Source organism: Stenotrophomonas sp. SMYL8, from assembly GCF_036320065.1.
Taxonomy (GTDB): Bacteria; Pseudomonadota; Gammaproteobacteria; order Xanthomonadales; family Xanthomonadaceae; genus Stenotrophomonas; species Stenotrophomonas maltophilia_A.
Map to the genome: position 1 here is coordinate 1 of NZ_JAWIRR010000013.1, position 16,118 is coordinate 16,118.

Annotated in this window: 15 protein-coding genes and 1 other RNA gene; 3 read left to right on the plus strand and 13 right to left on the minus strand. The window is 64.2% G+C overall.

Annotated features, from left to right (window positions below):
• Positions 1-180 precede the first annotated feature (180 nt).
• The 3 genes from V3B25_RS11845 to V3B25_RS11855 all read right to left on the minus strand — a co-directional run bounded on the left by V3B25_RS11845 (position 181) and on the right by V3B25_RS11855 (position 1,639).
• The gene (locus V3B25_RS11845) at positions 181-753 is read right to left on the minus strand and encodes a hypothetical protein (RefSeq protein ID WP_032128284.1); all 573 of its coding nucleotides are present in this window, start codon (positions 751-753) and stop codon (positions 181-183) included.
• A 141-nt stretch (positions 754-894) separates the two neighbouring features.
• Positions 895-1,326: a GNAT family N-acetyltransferase gene (locus V3B25_RS11850; protein ID WP_049400306.1), complete on the minus strand. Its 432-nt coding sequence runs from the start codon at positions 1,324-1,326 to the stop codon at positions 895-897.
• Between the two features lie 85 nt (positions 1,327-1,411).
• Entirely contained in the window at positions 1,412-1,639 is a 228-nt protein-coding gene (locus V3B25_RS11855) for a hypothetical protein (RefSeq protein ID WP_228756320.1), read from the minus strand.
• A gap of 197 nt (positions 1,640-1,836) precedes the next feature.
• Here V3B25_RS11855 and ssrA point away from each other — a divergent pair.
• Together ssrA and V3B25_RS11865 are read left to right on the plus strand one after the other, a co-directional pair.
• Positions 1,837-2,229, plus strand: a transfer-messenger RNA (tmRNA) gene (gene ssrA, locus V3B25_RS11860).
• Between the two features lie 164 nt (positions 2,230-2,393).
• Positions 2,394-3,599 carry an integrase arm-type DNA-binding domain-containing protein gene (locus tag V3B25_RS11865; RefSeq protein WP_329810791.1) on the plus strand — a complete coding sequence of 402 codons (1,206 nt, stop codon included), beginning with the start codon at positions 2,394-2,396 and terminating at the stop codon, positions 3,597-3,599.
• Positions 3,600-3,602: 3 nt separating this feature from the next.
• Here V3B25_RS11865 and V3B25_RS11870 read toward each other — a convergent pair whose 3' ends face one another.
• From V3B25_RS11870 to V3B25_RS11880, 3 genes are all read right to left on the minus strand, one after another.
• On the minus strand, positions 3,603-4,103 hold the full coding sequence (locus V3B25_RS11870; RefSeq protein WP_329810711.1) for a hypothetical protein: 501 nt from the start codon (positions 4,101-4,103) through the stop codon (positions 3,603-3,605).
• An 80-nt stretch (positions 4,104-4,183) separates the two neighbouring features.
• Positions 4,184-4,798, minus strand: coding sequence for a hypothetical protein (locus V3B25_RS11875; protein ID WP_329810712.1), 615 nt, complete (start codon positions 4,796-4,798; stop codon positions 4,184-4,186).
• A gap of 80 nt (positions 4,799-4,878) precedes the next feature.
• On the minus strand, positions 4,879-5,307 hold the full coding sequence (locus tag V3B25_RS11880; RefSeq protein WP_329810713.1) for a BLUF domain-containing protein: 429 nt from the start codon (positions 5,305-5,307) through the stop codon (positions 4,879-4,881).
• 137 nt (positions 5,308-5,444) lie between these two features.
• Here V3B25_RS11880 and V3B25_RS11885 point away from each other — a divergent pair, with 137 nt between their 5' ends.
• Positions 5,445-6,110 carry an SOS response-associated peptidase gene (locus V3B25_RS11885; RefSeq protein ID WP_329810714.1) on the plus strand — a complete coding sequence of 222 codons (666 nt, stop codon included), beginning with the start codon at positions 5,445-5,447 and terminating at the stop codon, positions 6,108-6,110.
• Positions 6,111-6,227: 117 nt separating this feature from the next.
• Here the strand turns inward: V3B25_RS11885 and V3B25_RS11890 are convergent, their stop codons facing one another.
• The 7 genes from V3B25_RS11890 to V3B25_RS11920 form a co-directional block, all read right to left on the minus strand.
• Positions 6,228-8,885 carry a sialate O-acetylesterase gene (locus V3B25_RS11890; RefSeq protein ID WP_329810715.1) on the minus strand — a complete coding sequence of 886 codons (2,658 nt, stop codon included), beginning with the start codon at positions 8,883-8,885 and terminating at the stop codon, positions 6,228-6,230.
• Between the two features lie 21 nt (positions 8,886-8,906).
• A complete protein-coding gene (locus tag V3B25_RS11895) occupies positions 8,907-11,969 on the minus strand; it encodes a host specificity factor TipJ family phage tail protein (protein ID WP_329810716.1) in 3,063 nt (1,020 codons plus the stop codon).
• Positions 11,966-12,343, minus strand: coding sequence for a nitrite transporter (locus V3B25_RS11900; RefSeq protein ID WP_329810717.1), 378 nt, complete (start codon positions 12,341-12,343; stop codon positions 11,966-11,968). Before V3B25_RS11900 ends, V3B25_RS11895 begins: the two co-directional genes overlap by 4 nt.
• Positions 12,340-12,822, minus strand: coding sequence for a DUF1833 family protein (locus V3B25_RS11905; RefSeq protein ID WP_329810718.1), 483 nt, complete (start codon positions 12,820-12,822; stop codon positions 12,340-12,342). The genes V3B25_RS11900 and V3B25_RS11905 overlap by 4 nt, the downstream gene beginning before the upstream one ends.
• Complete coding sequence (locus V3B25_RS11910; RefSeq protein WP_329810719.1) at positions 12,819-13,277, minus strand: hypothetical protein; 459 nt, start codon at positions 13,275-13,277, stop codon at positions 12,819-12,821. Before V3B25_RS11910 ends, V3B25_RS11905 begins: the two co-directional genes overlap by 4 nt.
• Positions 13,277-15,802: a phage tail length tape measure family protein gene (locus V3B25_RS11915; protein WP_329810720.1), complete on the minus strand. Its 2,526-nt coding sequence runs from the start codon at positions 15,800-15,802 to the stop codon at positions 13,277-13,279. The genes V3B25_RS11910 and V3B25_RS11915 overlap by 1 nt, the downstream gene beginning before the upstream one ends.
• Before the next feature lie 62 nt (positions 15,803-15,864).
• A complete protein-coding gene (locus tag V3B25_RS11920; RefSeq protein WP_329810721.1) occupies positions 15,865-16,089 on the minus strand; it encodes a hypothetical protein in 225 nt (74 codons plus the stop codon).
• Positions 16,090-16,118: the final 29 nt, after the last annotated feature.

Genomic DNA, 16,118 nt, shown 5'->3' on the forward strand with positions numbered 1-16,118 from the left:
TCCCCTTTGGGGGCCGTACGATCCTTTATCGACGTTCGTGTGCGGGATGGGGATCGCTCGACTCGTCTGTCGGCTAGTATCCGCAGATGCATGCTTGACGGTCCCTCCACCCTGGCTCCTACATACCGCGTAGGAGCCGGGAGGAACATACAAGCATGGCTCGACTCTACAAAAGGCGGGTCACCCCGCCAGCATGCCCTGCCTGCGCATCCGCGGCGACAGCGCCGCGTGCATCACCGCCAGGTGCATCACTACCGCCAGCTCCGGTGCGTAACGGTCATCGCCCAAGCGCCACTGTTGGGCCAGGTTCGCGGCATCAGCCGGCAGCAACGCCAGCAACTGGGCGTCGTCCAGTGCATCGGCCGCGCCCTGCAGCTGGCGCGCCATCTGTCGCGACTGCCACACATGCACGCCGATGCTGAGACTGGCCAGCGACATCAGCACCACAGCCAGCCCGTGCTCGAACCACTGCGACAGCACTTCCGGCCCCCACAGCAGGGCGGCCAGCACTGCCAGGCCCGGCAGGCGCCACCCCAGCCAATGGATGCGGCCGCGCTGCGACCAGTGCACCACCACCGCGCTGGCGACCAGTGCCGCAGCTGCCGTGGCCGGCAACTCCGTCACCCAGGTGGCCGCCAGCAGCACCGCCAGCACCGCCCAGACCCAGCCCGGCGGCAACGCACGCCGCTGGTAGTCGGCACCGACCGGCCCGATCAGCTGCCGCAGGCTGCGTTGTTGGCTTGCATCGGTCACCCATGGTCTCCGTGTCTGTCCTGGCTCGGATGGTCATCGCCAGTGTGTCGCAAATTCGTGCCCACGAAGTTAGCAATCCGCTATGACAGACGCTCTACAACAAGTTGCGGATTGACAGGACGCGCGGCTCGCCCGCAGCGCTCACCCCACCGACAGATCCTTGCTGAGGAACACCCTGCATGTGCCGGCCGGATCGCATGGCACCCGGCCGAACACGACCCATCCATGCTTCACATAGAAGTCGGGCGCCTGGAAGCTGAGGGTGTACAGCACGCCGGAACGGCAACCGCGACGCCGCGCTTCATCCTCTGCCGCCTTCAGCACACGCGACCCCAGCCCGTTGCCGCGATGGGCCGCTGGCAGATGGAACAGATCCACGAACCACAGGCCCAGTGAGGTTCGCCCGGTAAGGCCCCCTACTACCTTGCCGCTGGCCGGATCGGTAACCAGTACCGCCAGCGCGCGTCGATCGGCATACCCTGCAGCCTCCAGATTGAACTGGTCCAAGCCAGTGCCAATCACCTCCAGCGCTTCGTCGCTGGGTTCATCTGTTACTGCAACGTCCAGCGTCATGGCGTCCTTCCACTGGCTCAACTTCAGGAATCTGGATGCTATCAAGCCTGATCGCACCTACGCCGGCCCGCTTCAGCGTTTGGCGCTATTGCGGCCCGTCTTGAGCACAGACCGATGCCACTGCCTTCAACAACAGATCGGCCTGCAGCCCTGATGCAGGACCTGTTGCCGGAAACGCCGCCGCGAGGGCCTTCGCCGCCCGATCTGCGTGTGGCTGGATGTACCAGGACGATTCAGCCGACAGCATGCCACCGCGCACCTCTTGCCCGATCCGATACTGTCCCCAGTTGCCGGGGCTGACGGAAATGGCCATGAGGCCCCCCGTGGAGTGGTACCGGAAATTCGAGCACGGTGTCCCAAGGGATCGCAACGTGCCAATCAGCTGGGAGACGGACGCTCACCCGCGTGACTGTTCAGGAAGATTGCCGTAAGATCCGTCTCGTTTGGCAGGGTCAGTGTCAGCTTTTATGACGGCATTGGCCCCAAAGCCTTGCAATGCTTGAAGAAACCGGGGGTGCATTGGTTTCGACGGGGGTTGTGAAGTCGCCTGGCGCATGCCGAGGGGGTAGCTTTCCTCGTAAATCCAGCTGCAAAACTCTAGTTGCCAACGACGACAACTACGCTCCGGTCGCTCTCGCAGCCTAAAAACTGCGGTGCGTGACCTTCTGCCGACTTAGGCGGAGCCTCGAAACTGCTTGTGTCCATGCTCGCAGCGTAGAGTCATTATCATGGAATCGCGCTGGGCGGCTGCCTGTCAGTCCGGCACTAGAACACAACAGGCTGGTTCCCGGGTGCGCTTTGCACACCGTGCTGCTCGGGGATGAGATTCAACGGTGAGCTAAGCATGTAGTGCTGGGGATGGAGTGCCTTCGGACGGCGGTTCAATTCCGCCCACCTCCACCAACGAACGGTTCGTCAAGGACCGGAGAAGCCCGGAAACCCCCGCATCACAAGGGTTTCCGGGCTTTTTTATTGTCCGCAGCAGACCGGGGCAATCCGTTTCAATCCATGAGACGGTGGGGTATATCAAGGGGTATCCGACCGCACCCACTGAAGCGATACCCCCAATGCCTCTGACAGACGCAGCCATTAGGCGCGCCAAGCCCAACGACAAGCCGCAGAAGATCACCGACGGTGGCGGCCTGTACCTCTACCTCACCCCGACCGGCGCGCGCAGCTGGCGCTGGAAGTACCGCATCGCCGGCAAGGAGAAGCTGCTGTCGATCGGCCTGTACCCGGATGTCTCCTTGGCGCGCGCGCGCGAGGCCCGCGACGAAGCCCGCCGGCTGCTGGCCCGAGGCGTCGACCCGGGCGCGCAGAAGAAGGCTGCCGCCCTCGCCCACTCCGTCCTCGGCTCGGACAGCTTCGAGACCATCGCCAATGAGTGGCTGGCCACACGCCCATGGGTGCCCAGCTATGCGGAGAAGGTCGAAGCCTGGATGAAGAACGACGTATTCCCGTGGATCGGGTCGCGCTCTGTCGCCGACCTTTCCGCGCCGGACTTCCTCCGGGTGGCCCGGCGCATTGAGGAACGCGGCGCGATCGAATCCGCGCACCGGATCATGCAGAACTGCGGCCAGATCATGCGCTACGCCGTAGCCACCGGCCGCGCCGAGCGAAACCCGGTTGCCGACCTGAAGGGAGCGCTCGCGCCGCCGAAGGAAGCCCACCACGCAGCGATTACGGACCCCGTGCAGCTGGGTGGCCTGCTGCGCTCCATCGAGGCGTACAGCGGATCTGTCATCACCCGTTCGGCGCTGCGGCTGGCGCCGCTGGTGTTCCTGCGTCCTGGCGAACTGCGGCATGCGGAATGGGAGGAGTTCGACCTCGACTCGGCCGTGTGGACCATCCCTGCCAGCAAGATGAAGATGCGTGCTGCGCACTTGGTGCCGCTGTCCAGGCAGGCGCTGCAGATCCTGGAGGACATCAAGCCGATCACCGGCCGGCACAAATGGGTGTTCTCTGGCGCCCGCGATGCCAAACGCCCGATGTCGGAGAACGCCGTTACTGCGGCGCTGCGCAATATGGGTTACGACCGAACGATGATGACCGGCCACGGCTTCCGCGCGACGGCTCGCACCATTCTGGACGAGGTCCTGCACTTCCGCCCGGACATCATCGAGCACCAGCTTGCGCACGCGGTGAAGGATCCCAACGGCCGGGCCTACAACCGCACATCGCACCTGCAGGAGCGCGTGCGGATGATGCAGGTCTGGGCGGATTACCTCGATGGCCTGCGCGATGGCAACGTGGTGAGGCTGCGGGCCGGATGATGCCTACACGCCCCGCCGCATCTGCTCCAGCCCTGCCCTCAGCCACGCCTTGCGGGCGTCCTTCGGGCGAGGCTTGGTCTCCTTCGGCGGTCGGCGCGGTTCCAGCGCTTCCTTGATTCGCTCGATCTCCTTCGCCCCAGCCTCCGCCAAGCGCCTGGCCTGTTGCTGCTGCTCGCGGGTTGGCGGCAGTCCGGGCAGCGGCGGTGGCGGCTGGATCGGCGTCGTGTCGGTCAGACGGGCGACGGCCTCGCGAAGGGGCAGATCGGGATAGAGCCTGGCCGCGCACCAGCGCTCGGCGTAGCGCTTCGCCTGTCGGACGTTGGCGGCGCGCGCTTCCTTGGTGTGCCACATCTTCTGGCCTTCCATCCATAGCCGGACGCCGGGACCGCCATCGAACGTGACGTTCGCCGTTTCCCGCCCGTTGTACCAGAGCGCCCAGCGCTCGCCGGTCTGGACCCAGCCAGAGGGAATCGGGGCAGTGCGGAAGCCGTGGGAGGAATACATGGGCGGAAGGATACGGCTGGCGGTCGCAGATCCTGCGAACACGGCGGCGACCTAGCTGAATCGTTTGGGAGCCCAAATCGTCAGATCGGTCCCAGGTCCTTCACCACAGCCTGGCCCTGCTGCAAGAACCCGATCAGCAGACGCCCTCCGGCGACTTTCCGGCCCATCTGCTCGTTGAGGTAGTTTGCCTGGAGACGTCCCGCCGCCATCAAGTCGACCTGCAGCATGCTCGGCGCCACGCCCTTGAGTGGATCACCCGGTGACGCGAATTGGCCACCTATCGGCTGCACTGCCGTAGCCTGCCGACTGTCGCTCTTGGCGTAGGCCGTGGCCATCATCCTGCCGCTTCTGGGCGACCAGCCGCCCAGGACAATCTCGGTCCCCAGCTGTTCGATAGGCAGGTCAGCCTCTGCGGCCGCCTTCTCATAGTTCAACCACAGTTGGTCCATTACAGGCCCCATCTCGGCCGAAAGCTGCTCAATGGAGAAGTCGGCCCGGAAGCTCGCCTGCAGAGCCAGCTCGTAGATCTTCAAGAAGAACTGCGCTCCGCCTCTGGTGGCCAGCAGCACGTTGTGCTGCGGTATCAGGAGCACCTTTGCACCAGCAGAGTAAGCGCCTGTCAGCGCATCCTCCGCGAGCGTATCCACTGCAACGACAAGCTGGTCACGGCTGATCAGTACGTTGAGGATGCTCATAGGGCACGTCCATTGGCCAGCCGTGACTATGGCCGTCGCCCTACCCTCTGTCCACTGCGCTTGCGCCAGCGCGGCGCTGCTTAAGCAGCCTCGGCGAATGGTTCGACAAGTGCCACCAGCATCTCCATGGCGGTGGCTGGGGCGACTTGATCGCTCCCCCGCTGCAGGAAGGAAGTCCAGTCGGCCCGCACCAGCTGCACCAGCTCCGGCGGCGACAGGGGGATGCAACGAATAGGCCAGTAGGGAAGCCTGCGCTGCCCAACCCGCCCCCGCGCAATCTCGATCAGGCTTGAATGGCTGGTGGCGCCCGCTGCTCTGGAGAAGGCCACATCCAGGCCATCGGGCGGTCCCTCCATGTAAGCGAGGAACCTCTGCCCATCAAACAGCGTGACCCCGGTAACTCCGGCAGTGCGATTGAATCGCTCCGCGTCCGCCATGATCTGCGACAGGCGCGCCATGGTCAGGTCGCCGACCGCTTCGCTGACAAACACAACAGCCCTGTTGGGCATGTCTCTCTCCGGCCTCCATGGGGAGCCCGAGCGTAGAACCGCTACCGTAAGTTTCGCGTCGAGGCCGCCTGACCGGCGTCACAGTTCGCCCGTGCCCTACACGCCCCGGGCACGGCCGGCCGGGCTACCCTCCGGCCATGTGCGGCCGATTCGTCCAGCTCCCCGTAATCGACTTCGGCCAGCCGGAGCTGGCTGACCTTGCCCTTGGCCTGGCCGAGATCCAGCCCAGCTACAACCTGGCACCGACGCAGCGTGCCTCAGTGATCCTCGATCGCGGCGAAGGCCGGCAGGTCACCCGGATGGCGTGGGGCCTGCTGCCGTTCTGGGCCAAAGCAAAGGCCCTGCAGGGCTCAACCATCAATGCCAGGATCGAGACGGTGGCCACCAAGCCCGCCTTCCGGTCGGCATTCAAGAAGCGCCGCTGCGTGATCCCCATGGCCGGCTACTACGAATGGTCGGTCAGCCCCGAGGATGGGAAGAAAGACCCGTGGTTCATCCACGCCACCGGGCCGCTGCTGGCCGCGGGCCTGTGGGAGGACACCAGCCCCCTGCTGCCAGACGGCAACCTAGGCACCTTCACCATCATCACCGGCGACAGCAGCGGCGTGTCGGCCGACATTCACGACCGCATGCCGGTGTGGCTGCAGGCTGGCCAGATCGATGAGTGGATCGCCGCCAGCCCCGACGACGCCATGGCCATGCTGCTGGCCAGCGAGCCACCGGCGATGGAGGCCTACCGCGTCAGCCGCGCGGTGAACACACCACGCAACAACCGCGAGGATCTGCTGCTGCAGGTTGCCTGATCGAGGGACCGAGCATGTGCTCTGCTCGGCCCCTCTGCGATCACCCCAGTACCGATTGAACCAGCACCTGGCCGTAGCGCTCGAACTCCGCGGGGCCGGAGTGGTTGATGGGGCCGATCAAAGGTCAACGATGAACGCCGGACACCAGTTGTAGCTCGGAGCACCAACCTCGTCTGTGACCACCATGGAATCGCGCAGCAAACCGCGAGCTCCCACCAACGGACCGTTCTGACCACCGGCATCACTATTGCGCTGAACGGCGTAGCCCAAGCGGATGCGCTGGGTTGCAGGCGCCGCCGAGAGAGTCAAGCGCACAACCCCGTTGAACGTTCCCGTGGTCGCCGCCGAAGTCACTACCGGCGGACTACCGGTCCCGTCGTCCACGATGAACCCTGCACTGCCGGCGATCTCGGCGGTGGCTATGGTGTCACCGCTGCCATCAACCACCAGTGGGAACACATTGCAGTCGAACGTAACGTCCAGGCGGGTTGCGTCCACCCACCTGGAGCGAACAACCCGGATCGTACGCTGACCATCGCCCAGCACCTCGTTGATAGTTGCTCGTGCCAGCTGAGCACCACGACGATATTGACCCAGGCAGTTGAGATGGATCGTGTCACTCATGGGGAACTGGTAGATCGGCCCCGCCAAGCGGATGTTATCGACCCCATCCAGCTCGTAGTCCGACTCACGAATCGGCTGATTCCAGGTGCTGGAATTCGCGTGTGAGGTCTGCGACACCAGGAGAACGGGGGTATCCACCTGTCCGGTGGCCGCCTTGATGTCATCACACAGGAACCGGGCAAACTGCTGCATGGTGCGGCTACGGCGCCCCTTCGTCATCCCGGCCCACGTCGAGTCGCGTTCGCCCTGCATCCAATCGATCGCCGGTACAACAGGGGACCATCCGTTGTCGCGGCAGATTCGGGATGCGCGACGGACCGCCGCGAGGAAGAGCTTGTACTGTGTGCTGCCACGCGTAAGGTCAGGCAGCGCGGTAGAGCCGAGCGCCGAAACGAACGAAATGGTTCGTACGGAGTCATGTCCAGTCAGCGCCTCAACGTCCCGCCGCAAATGGGTTGCCCATGACATGGCGGCAGTCTGCCCGAGGTCCTGCGCAGCATTGAAGCTCTCGGCAACTGGGATCAGAGTCTGGTCGGTATCCTGGGTGTAGCGCAGGCCGCCACTGAACATCAGGCAGCTGCTCGGATAGGCATTGCTACCAGTGATTGGATCAGAGGCCAGCACATTCACCCCGAGTGCATTGCTTTGCCCCAAAGTCGGCAGGATGTAGCAGATACCCTCTGCAGGTGCGCGCCACGTTGTCGAGTAGCCACCATACGAGGCGCTCACCTTGTCGAACTGCTGCTGCCTATTCACGTCGGCAAGGGCGGGAATTCGTGAAACCGTCTCGGCGATATTGGGATAGATCCCCTTTTCCTTGACGGCCAGATCTAGGTTGATTCGACCCGGTACGTTGTTTGCGCGGGTCGTGAACACGACGCTGGCGGTGTCCGCCGGACACGTGACGAGCTCGTCAGTGTAGTCAACATAGACACCGCTCGCTCCACCATGTACGAACCCGATCGCGGCGCCAGAGGCATTGCGGAATACCGCAAGAGCAGCCACGGAACCAACAACCGTCGCAGTGACCTGGAACTGATCGCCCTCCACAGCAGGCACCACCGCGCAGCGGAAATCAGCCGTCGCAACAATGGCACCCGTATCCCTGTTGCAATAGGCGTTTGTCAGTTCCAGGTGGCGATCAACCCACCACTGCAGGGTGCTGTCGATCTCGGGGTCTCGGCGCTGTACGACGGTGCGCAGGGCTGCACTGTACGCTAGCCTATTGGGAGAGATCACCAATCCATCTCCCCCATTCTGGGTATACCAACCACGACGAAACTGCGTCACACCTGCCGCGTCGGTTTTTCTGCCAATCACCAGGCCGCCTGTTGGAGAGCTGAGCTTCCAGATCAGGATTTCCGGCCCAGTCACTGACACAACCTCCGGCAACCGGATCTCAATTTCCTGTTCAGCATCAGATGGCGAAAGATCAGCCCCTGCAAGGGTCACGGAAGCCATAAGCGTTGCATCGAGCGGCGGCATGCCGCCCGGGCCGCCAGGCATACGCTTGTAAATCTCCAGCGTCACAGACGGGAGGCGCGCGAAGTTCTGAACCCAGAACCGAAATACGTTCACGGCCAGAACGGTTCCCGTCGCCGACTGCTCACCGGCCGCCACAGCCGACAGGTTGCCCGCCTGCCCCCACATCTCTGAGCGTGCAACGTCCACCGCTGACGTTTCGCTGGTGGAAATGGCCACTGCGGCGTCTTCAGCTTCGCGCTGTGCTTCGGCGATGCCGAATCGCGTCGGGTTCCGGTCAGCTTTTTGGGTCAGCACATCCGGTGAACGCCATTCCAGACCAGCTGCGACCATCACATAGCGGCCACTGTTGGGCACGGTTAGGCCAGACACGGGATCAGTATGGCTGCCGGTGTCGCCGATCACCGCCACCTGACGGTTCAGCGGAATCTGTCCCGCACCACCGGCCGCGCTTGCAGCCGCCCAGGTCGGAAACTCGATGGTGCTGCCATCGGCCAGGAATGCCTGGAAGTCCGTCTCGATGCCATACCAGCTTTTCCGAGTAACGCCACGACGATCATTCCACGTCCTTGCTGATCCGTTGATGCCGGCATCCAGGTTCTCTGCGTTGTCGTACAAATCCAGGGGCGAGCTCGAGCCCACCGGATTGCCGGTGTTGTACTTGGTCATCTGGGTGTGTCTCCAGTGGCGCTACGGCGCGGTTGCGTCGTCGTATTGGTAGAAAGCGGGGTCGTACTGCAGGGCGGTCAGCTCCACCGAGCCGTCTTCGCCTGGCGTGAGGTCGGCGAGAACGGCGTCGTACCCAGCACGCGAGCTGTCGCAGAAGATCAGCTCCGGCGGGTCAATCGTCGGGTCGTCCATGATCCAGGTGTTGAAGGCGTGCTCGCCCGGCAGCGCCGAGGCGGCGATGGTCAGCCGGTGATCATCCACCCGCGTGGGCACGATGACGTTCGACAGCGTGCCGTCCTGAAACCGGACCAGGCACCGCGGCGCCGGAAGGCTCCAGTCCAGGTACTCGCCCACCTCGATCAGCAGCCGAGTACCTTCCAGCCTGGCCGACTCGATCATCGTGCTGGTGGTGCTCGACCCGGGTATGTCATCGAACAGCTTCACCCGGTCCCCGTACTGGTAGACCAGGCCCATCATCTCGGTCTTCGTCTTGTAGGTCAGGCGCTGGCCCTGGTGCTTCATCAGGCGCCGCATGCCGATCCGGTACGCGCGATCGCGAGTCCCTACACCCTGAAGTTCGTAGGACTCGACCTTCCAGGGCTCGGTGACACCAGGCAGCCGGCATTCCACCGTCTCTGCCGCCCAGGTCACCTCGTCGATGTAGGTCACGTCCACGCCGTCATAGTCGTCCGGCCCCGGCGAAATGAACGACGTGCTGAGCGGCTCAAGCTGACGCTGCGGCGAGATCCCGCCTCGCCACCCCTTCACCCCTTCCCGGCCGGCCGAACACATCGAATCGATCAGCAGGAAGTATCCCATCCCCGCCTGCGCCGCCATCTGCAGCATGTCCAGTGCGCTGGTGCCGGACTTCTCCGCGCTGAAGTCGAAGAACTCGCCTCGCGGGGTCCAGTAGGTGTCCTCCAGGTGCTGGAGCGTATCCATATCGATCTGGTCCGCCGGCAGGCCAAGGGACCGCATGACGTGGATCATGGCGCCGCTGATACTGCGTGCAGTGCCTTGGTCGTAGAGCCGTGTAGCCTCTACGTTGAACCGGCGGTCGGTCTGCGCTGCCAGCTTCGTCCCGGTGGTAACGGTCAGGCCGATGGTCGTCAGGTCGTCGTAGCGCGTCGGCCGCTGCGACAGCCGCGCTCGCAGGCCCTGCCAGTAGCACGCGTCCCGTGCCGAGTTGCCCCCGCGCTCGGTCACCCGCCTGACCCGCACCTCGACCTGCCCAGGGACGCCGAGGGTGATGCGCTCGGTGAAGCCCACAGCATCCTCGGAGTATCCGGTGTACGTGTGAGTCCGAACCGTCCATGGCGCGCCCGAGCCATACACCCGATACCCAACGCGGATGCTGACCGTGAACGTGCGTTTGTTGCCCTTGCTGGTGTACCAGATGAGGCCGCCGGGGAAGTTGAAGTCGTACTCGAACGCATCCGTGGTTTCGCCGTTCGGGCACACCAGGAAGGGCCCCAGCCACTCCTCGCCCTCCTGGAAGCCGGTGGCGCTGTAGTCGGTGGCCGTCCGGTTGGTCCAGCCTGGCCAGCTCGTGTCGACCACGCCAGCCTCTGTCAGTCGCTCTACGGCCAAGGTGAGCCCGGCCACAGCCGCAATTCGATAGTCGCTTTGGCCGCGCGACATTGCCAGCGACACCACACCGGGTGGCAGGCCGCCGAAAGCAGTTCCGGCCGGGCCGTCATAGGCCAACGTCACACGGGGCTGCGTCGCAGGTGTTCCGCCGCTCGTGGCCACACCTGCCGTGGATGTTGGGCTGCTGCCGAAGACCGAGGCCGGCAAGCCGCTGTAGGTGATGCTCCCACCAGCAAACGGGCTGGCCGCCTCCGCAACCGTGACCACACCGCCGGACTGAGTGGCCACCAAGCCGCTGTCCACCAACTGGTCGTTGATGGCGGTCAGCAGCACGCCGAGGGTGATGTAGTTTGCGACCAGCGCAACGCTGTAGGTGGTTCCCCGCCAGCTGATCCCGAAGGTGACCGGAGAACCGCTGAAGTCGAAGTTGCTTGCGGCGGCGGATCCCGTCACACGGGCAGCGCTGCCACCGACACCGGGCACTGCCGGCGAGCCAGGAACGTAGCTGGCCACGAACAGTGCGTAGTCGGCCCCGTTGTAGGTTAGTAGCACCGGCATGCCCACGTAGGGCGCCAGTTCCGCCACAGCACTGCCGGCGATGATCGAGTAAAGGCCGCTGGTGGTTGCGGTGAAGGACGCCGCAACCTTGAGCGTGAGCACGGCGCCGACAACCCAGCTGCTGGGCACGGAGCTGGTCGGTCGCTCGTTACCGTTCGCGTCGGTGACGGTCGCATTGTTCAGGGTGATCACGTTCCCCGATACCGTCACCGAGTCTGCGTTTATGCCTGTAGAGACATCTGCCGTGTCGCTCAGGTCCAGGCCGGCCGTGCCGGAGGCCGTCGCCCCGACCTCGGTGGAGTTCACCCAGTTCTCGGAGCGCACGTCGCCGCTCACATCCGCACCCGGTGGGTAGATGGTCATCTGCACGTCGCTGCCGAACGAGCTGATAGGCGTATTCCCCAGCCGGGCCGAGCCCACGGGGATGATGTGCCGACCTTTCCCCACGCACACGAACATGTGGGTTCGATAGGACTTCTCGCCTACGAAGCGGGAAACCGGCTGGACCAAGTAATCGGCCCAAACGCGGCATCGCCCCAGAACCTCCCGGACCGGGCTCCCGAGCCGCGCGGTGTTCGCCCGAGCCGTGTCGAGGCTGAGACTGTCGCCCTGCCCGTTTCGGCTCCCGGGCAGATTGTTGGCCATGTAGATCGCATACGCAGCCACCACCGCAACCACAACCCAGTAGATCACCGCGGCAATGCCCTCGTAATGAGGGACCGGATAGATGCGCACGTCGCTGCCATCGTCGATCCAGGTGGCTGCCCAAGCCTCTGGCGCAACCGGTGCGCCGTCCACCTCCAGCTCGATCGGCTGCTCACCCTCTCCGGTGTACCCGCGTACGTTCGCCCGCAGCCAGCCATCCACCGTCATCCGGCCATGCTGGTGGGTTTCCAGCGCTTCACCGGGCATACGGGAAGGAAACACCCGGATCACGCGTAGTACTCCACACGGTTGAAACGGCGCTCGAAGCGCGCCACAGGCAGGACCGTCACGTTGCGGCCGTCGTTGCATTCCAACGTGCACATGCGGCCGTCTACCTCCACCAGCACTGCGACGTGGGTCACCATGCTGCCCTCGTAGCAGAATGCCACGGCGCCCTCTACCAGGTCGCTACCGGCGTGCTGCAGAACCGCCTGCTGAGCCAGCTCGGGCAGATCGTCTCGGGTGGCGCCCAGGTGTTCATCCCACGCCGGCAACCCAAGATCCCGCCGCACCTCATTGACCACGCCATAGCAGTCAAGCTCGGGAAACACGCGGCCGCCGCTGACCCAGACCACGTCCAGGTACTTTTCAAGGTCGATCGTCATGAGATGTAGCGCAGCCCTGGGTGCTTGGAGAGGTTGAAGCGGTCGCGCGGCCAAGCCGTGTCGAGGATATTCATGAATCCGGCTGTGATCTGGACCTCGGTGGCCGACCACTGGCCACCCTTGATGACCATCGAGAGCGGGCGCTTGATTGGTGCAAGCAGATCGCTGCTCAGGTAGACCCGCAGGGTTACGGTCATCTCCTGCCGCGCGGCCAGCGCGGCGCGGATTTTGGTGCTCACCACGCCATCGATGTTGGTCAGGGCGAACCGGAGATCCTGCACGCCGTCGGCGTTGCGAGCCGGCTTGGCCACGTCCATACCGCAGGCCTTGAAGGTCACCGTCTGGCCAGTTTCCAGCACTGCAGTCAGGTCCTCCCACCCCTTGGTCAGGTAGTGGGTCTCGCCACCGACGGTGATGGCCAGAGTTTCGTGTTCGATCTCGCTGCCCCCGGACGCGTACAGCCGTTCAAGAATGCTCATGGCTGGGGCCACTCCCTGTTTGCGGCCAGGTCGATCACGTTGGCCCGCAGGAAGCCTTCCGGGTACTCAGACCAACCATCAGCCAGCAGAGGCCGGAGGTACAGTTCCAACTGTGCCGTGAACATCCACAGGTTGCTGTTGGTCAACGTCGGACCGTCGTAAATGTCGGTGAAACGCGCCTTGTAGTAGTCCATCCCCAGCGGACTGCGAAGGCGGCAGGCGAACCAGGACACGCCATCGAACAGTTGCTCCTGGAACCACTTCTCGAATAGAGCGGCCTGCTGGTCATTCAACAGCCATCGCACCTCGGTCTGGCTCGGGGTCGCCGTGTAGGCCCGCCGCGGCAAGGATCGCCCGCTCACGAAAGTAGACCGCGTCTGCGGGGATACATGGCGCAGCCCATAGCCCTCGCGCAGCGGTTCGGGCAACCACATCGGCTGCATGATCAGCGCCATTACCCGACCTTCCTTCTGACATTCCAGTTCGATCGCATCGCGCGTGATTGGGGACCTGTGCCGGATGTGGTGTCCGCTACACGATCCTGCCGCGCCAGGGCTACCGCGCGACGCACTGTCTGCTCCTGCATCAGCCGTTCCCGCTCGCTGATGGAGCCGTTCACGTTGAAATTCATCTCAAAGGTGTCGCCCCGACCTCCGCCAGCAGCATCGCGGGACACGCGGTCGAGGGTTGCGTCCAGCTTGGCGCTGGTGGCCGCGGTGGTGACCCGCTCGCCCTTCTGCAGCAACCAGGTTCCCGTCTCGGGAACGCTGTCGATGCCGTCGTGGGCCATGCCAACCGCCGAAACTTCGCCTACCAAGTTCGCAACTGCTGCCGCTGCTGCGGCCATCGCCGCCAGATTTGCAGGGAACGGAAGGCCGCTCGAAAGTGCCGAGCTGACCGCATCCTTGGCCGCCAGCGCGGCCTTCGCGACGGAGAACGCCTTACTGATTGCGAATGCGGCCCGGTAGATACCGGACTGCTCGCCGAAGCCGGCACGCATGACGCCCGCGACACCGGCCAATCCCTGCTCTGCAGCGGTCAATCCGACCTGCCATCTGGCCTTGTCGAGTTCGTCGAGTCTCGCCTGATGGGAAGCTGAAAGTGTTGCCTCCTGGGCGTCCCACTCCTCATTCAAGTCGGCACGCGCCTTCCGGTACTCCTCCAGCGCCTGAAGCTGTGTCGCGTACTTCTTGTTCTCTTCCTCGACCGCCTTGTTGATCTTGGAGAACTCGCCGCTGGCCCCGCCGTAGAGCGCGTCCGGGCCGCGATACTCGCTGCCTCCCGACCCTCCGACCTGCTCAATGACCTTTCCAGCGACCTTGGCAAACTCAGGGTCGTTCGCGGCGCCTGCCGCTGCCGCCGCCTGCAACGTTTTCAACCGCTCGCGGGCCAGGTCCAAGCCGAGCGAGTCCTTCTTGTTTAGCTCGTCCTTCAGCTTGACGAACGCCTCAGTGGCCTTGGCCGCCGCCTCGTTGGCTCTCTTCTGCTCCTGCAGAATGTCCAGATTTCGAGCGTCCGCGCGAAGAGACTCCTGCTTGCTGGCATTGAGGCCTTTCAGAGCGCCATGCGCAAGATCAAAGTTAAGCCGCTGCAGCTCTGTAGCACGTCCCGAACGATCCGCGCTCGTGTCGAACAGCTCGATCTGCCGTTTCAGCTGCAGCGAGGCGGACTCATAGGCATGCTCCAGCTGCTGCTGACCAGCCAGACGCTTCTTGGCATTCTCGGCATCAGCAGCTGCCGCGGCAGCAGAAGCTGCGGCTGCACGGGCGGCAGGATCGCCCGTAACGCCGGAAGGCGGCAGGCTGGCCTCGATGAGCCTGACGGTAGGCGCCGGCTTCGGTTGCATAGCAGCCCAGCCGCGGTCGGCGTACTGGGTCCCCGTCTGGTAGTCCTTGAGGAACTGGCTCCAGCCACCCCCTTGGGAGCCGAACAACCCGCTGTACTGGCCTGTCGCCAGCTTCATTACCGCGTTGCCCTGCTTTTCGATTGCGACCAGACCGCCACGAACACGGTCCAAGCCCTCAATCGTCCCACTGAAGATGCCTCCGAGGTCACTGATCTGCCGGAAGCTGTCCGCAATCGACGCCGTGAGGTTTCGGACCTCGGTGCCGTCCTTCAGATAGGTGGCGAAGTCCGTCAGGATCGATCCGAGACCTGCAATCATCGCGTCGAACCCCTCCCTGACCAAAGGGTCGTTGAGGGTGTCGATGAAGGAATTGATTGCAGCGGTGGCGCCGGCGAGGCTTCCATCACGACCAGTGGTGAGATCGTCAATGGTGTGGCGGAGTGCCGTCAGCGAACCTCCGAAGGTGTCCCGTGCTGCCAGTGCGGCACCAGCGTAGGATTCCTCAAGGATCTCCAGGATCATCACCTGGGCCTCGCCTTCCTTGCCGGCTTTGACGAGCTCGTCGATTGTGCCGCGCACCTCCTTGGTGAAGGCCGCCCCGAAACCCTGCTGGGCGAGCGCGGCGGCAGCCTTGCTGGGCGATTCCAGCGCGCGCCCGATGGTCTCCGCCGACTGGCTGACGCTGATGCCGAGGCGCGCCGACTGGTCGATGACCGCCTGCATGGCGCGGGGGATGTTGGAAGCCAGGATGCCCGAGTAGGACAGCAGTCGTGTCTGTGCCTCGACGATCTCACCGCCACTGAAGGTGGACTTGCTGGCAAGCGTATCGGCCATGTCCAGGAGCTGCTGCCGGGTATACCCGGCGGCCCCGCCCGTTGACCGGATGATTGCATCGAGCTGGGCAACCTCTCGCTCGGCACTCATGGTATTGCGAGCGATCAACAGGCCTACCGTCGAAAGCCCGGCAAGAGCGGCGGTCATGCCAGCGGCGAGCGCCAGACCAGCCAGCTTCGCCTCGGCCTCGACCTTCTTGCGCCACTTCTCCGCCCGGCGCTCGGACTTGTCCAGGCCGGACGCGAAGCCGCCGACCTCGGCGATTACGTCGATGGTCAGCGTACCAAGGGACCGGGACATAGCTCTCTCTGCTGCAGGGGCCGCCGATGGCCGGCCGGGTTGATGCGCACCCTACGGGCCGTCTACCACTGCTTCATCGCCTCCTCGAGGCTGATGGGCTCGGCATCCGCGTAGGGAATGAAGTCGGAGGGCTTGAAAGAGGCAGATCCGGGATTCTTGTTTGCGTTGACGAACAGAGCGGCCAGCATCCCTGCAGCCGCATCCATCCGCCCGCACAAGTTCAAGCTGCCGCGTTTGGCGCGGTACATACTCCAGAGCTGGAATTCCCGGATGCTGAGGCATTCCATTGCCTCAGCGATGCTGCGGCCGCCAATCC

Excerpts from the sequence above, each read along its gene's own strand:
- V3B25_RS11850 (WP_049400306.1), bottom strand. The coding sequence starts at position 1,326 with ATGACGCTGGACGTTGCAGTAACAGATGAACCCAGCGACGAAGCGCTG.
- V3B25_RS11855 (WP_228756320.1), bottom strand. The coding sequence starts at position 1,639 with ATGGCCATTTCCGTCAGCCCCGGCAACTGGGGACAGTATCGGATCGGG.
- V3B25_RS11865 (WP_329810791.1), top strand. The coding sequence starts at position 2,394 with ATGCCTCTGACAGACGCAGCCATTAGGCGCGCCAAGCCCAACGACAAG.
- V3B25_RS11870 (WP_329810711.1), bottom strand. The coding sequence starts at position 4,103 with ATGTATTCCTCCCACGGCTTCCGCACTGCCCCGATTCCCTCTGGCTGG.
- V3B25_RS11875 (WP_329810712.1), bottom strand. The coding sequence starts at position 4,798 with ATGAGCATCCTCAACGTACTGATCAGCCGTGACCAGCTTGTCGTTGCA.
- V3B25_RS11880 (WP_329810713.1), bottom strand. The coding sequence starts at position 5,307 with ATGCCCAACAGGGCTGTTGTGTTTGTCAGCGAAGCGGTCGGCGACCTG.
- V3B25_RS11885 (WP_329810714.1), top strand. The coding sequence starts at position 5,445 with ATGTGCGGCCGATTCGTCCAGCTCCCCGTAATCGACTTCGGCCAGCCG.
- V3B25_RS11890 (WP_329810715.1), bottom strand. The coding sequence starts at position 8,885 with ATGACCAAGTACAACACCGGCAATCCGGTGGGCTCGAGCTCGCCCCTG.
- V3B25_RS11900 (WP_329810717.1), bottom strand. The coding sequence starts at position 12,343 with ATGACGATCGACCTTGAAAAGTACCTGGACGTGGTCTGGGTCAGCGGC.
- V3B25_RS11905 (WP_329810718.1), bottom strand. The coding sequence starts at position 12,822 with ATGAGCATTCTTGAACGGCTGTACGCGTCCGGGGGCAGCGAGATCGAA.
- V3B25_RS11910 (WP_329810719.1), bottom strand. The coding sequence starts at position 13,277 with ATGGCGCTGATCATGCAGCCGATGTGGTTGCCCGAACCGCTGCGCGAG.
- V3B25_RS11915 (WP_329810720.1), bottom strand. The coding sequence starts at position 15,802 with ATGTCCCGGTCCCTTGGTACGCTGACCATCGACGTAATCGCCGAGGTC.
- V3B25_RS11920 (WP_329810721.1), bottom strand. The coding sequence starts at position 16,089 with ATGGAATGCCTCAGCATCCGGGAATTCCAGCTCTGGAGTATGTACCGC.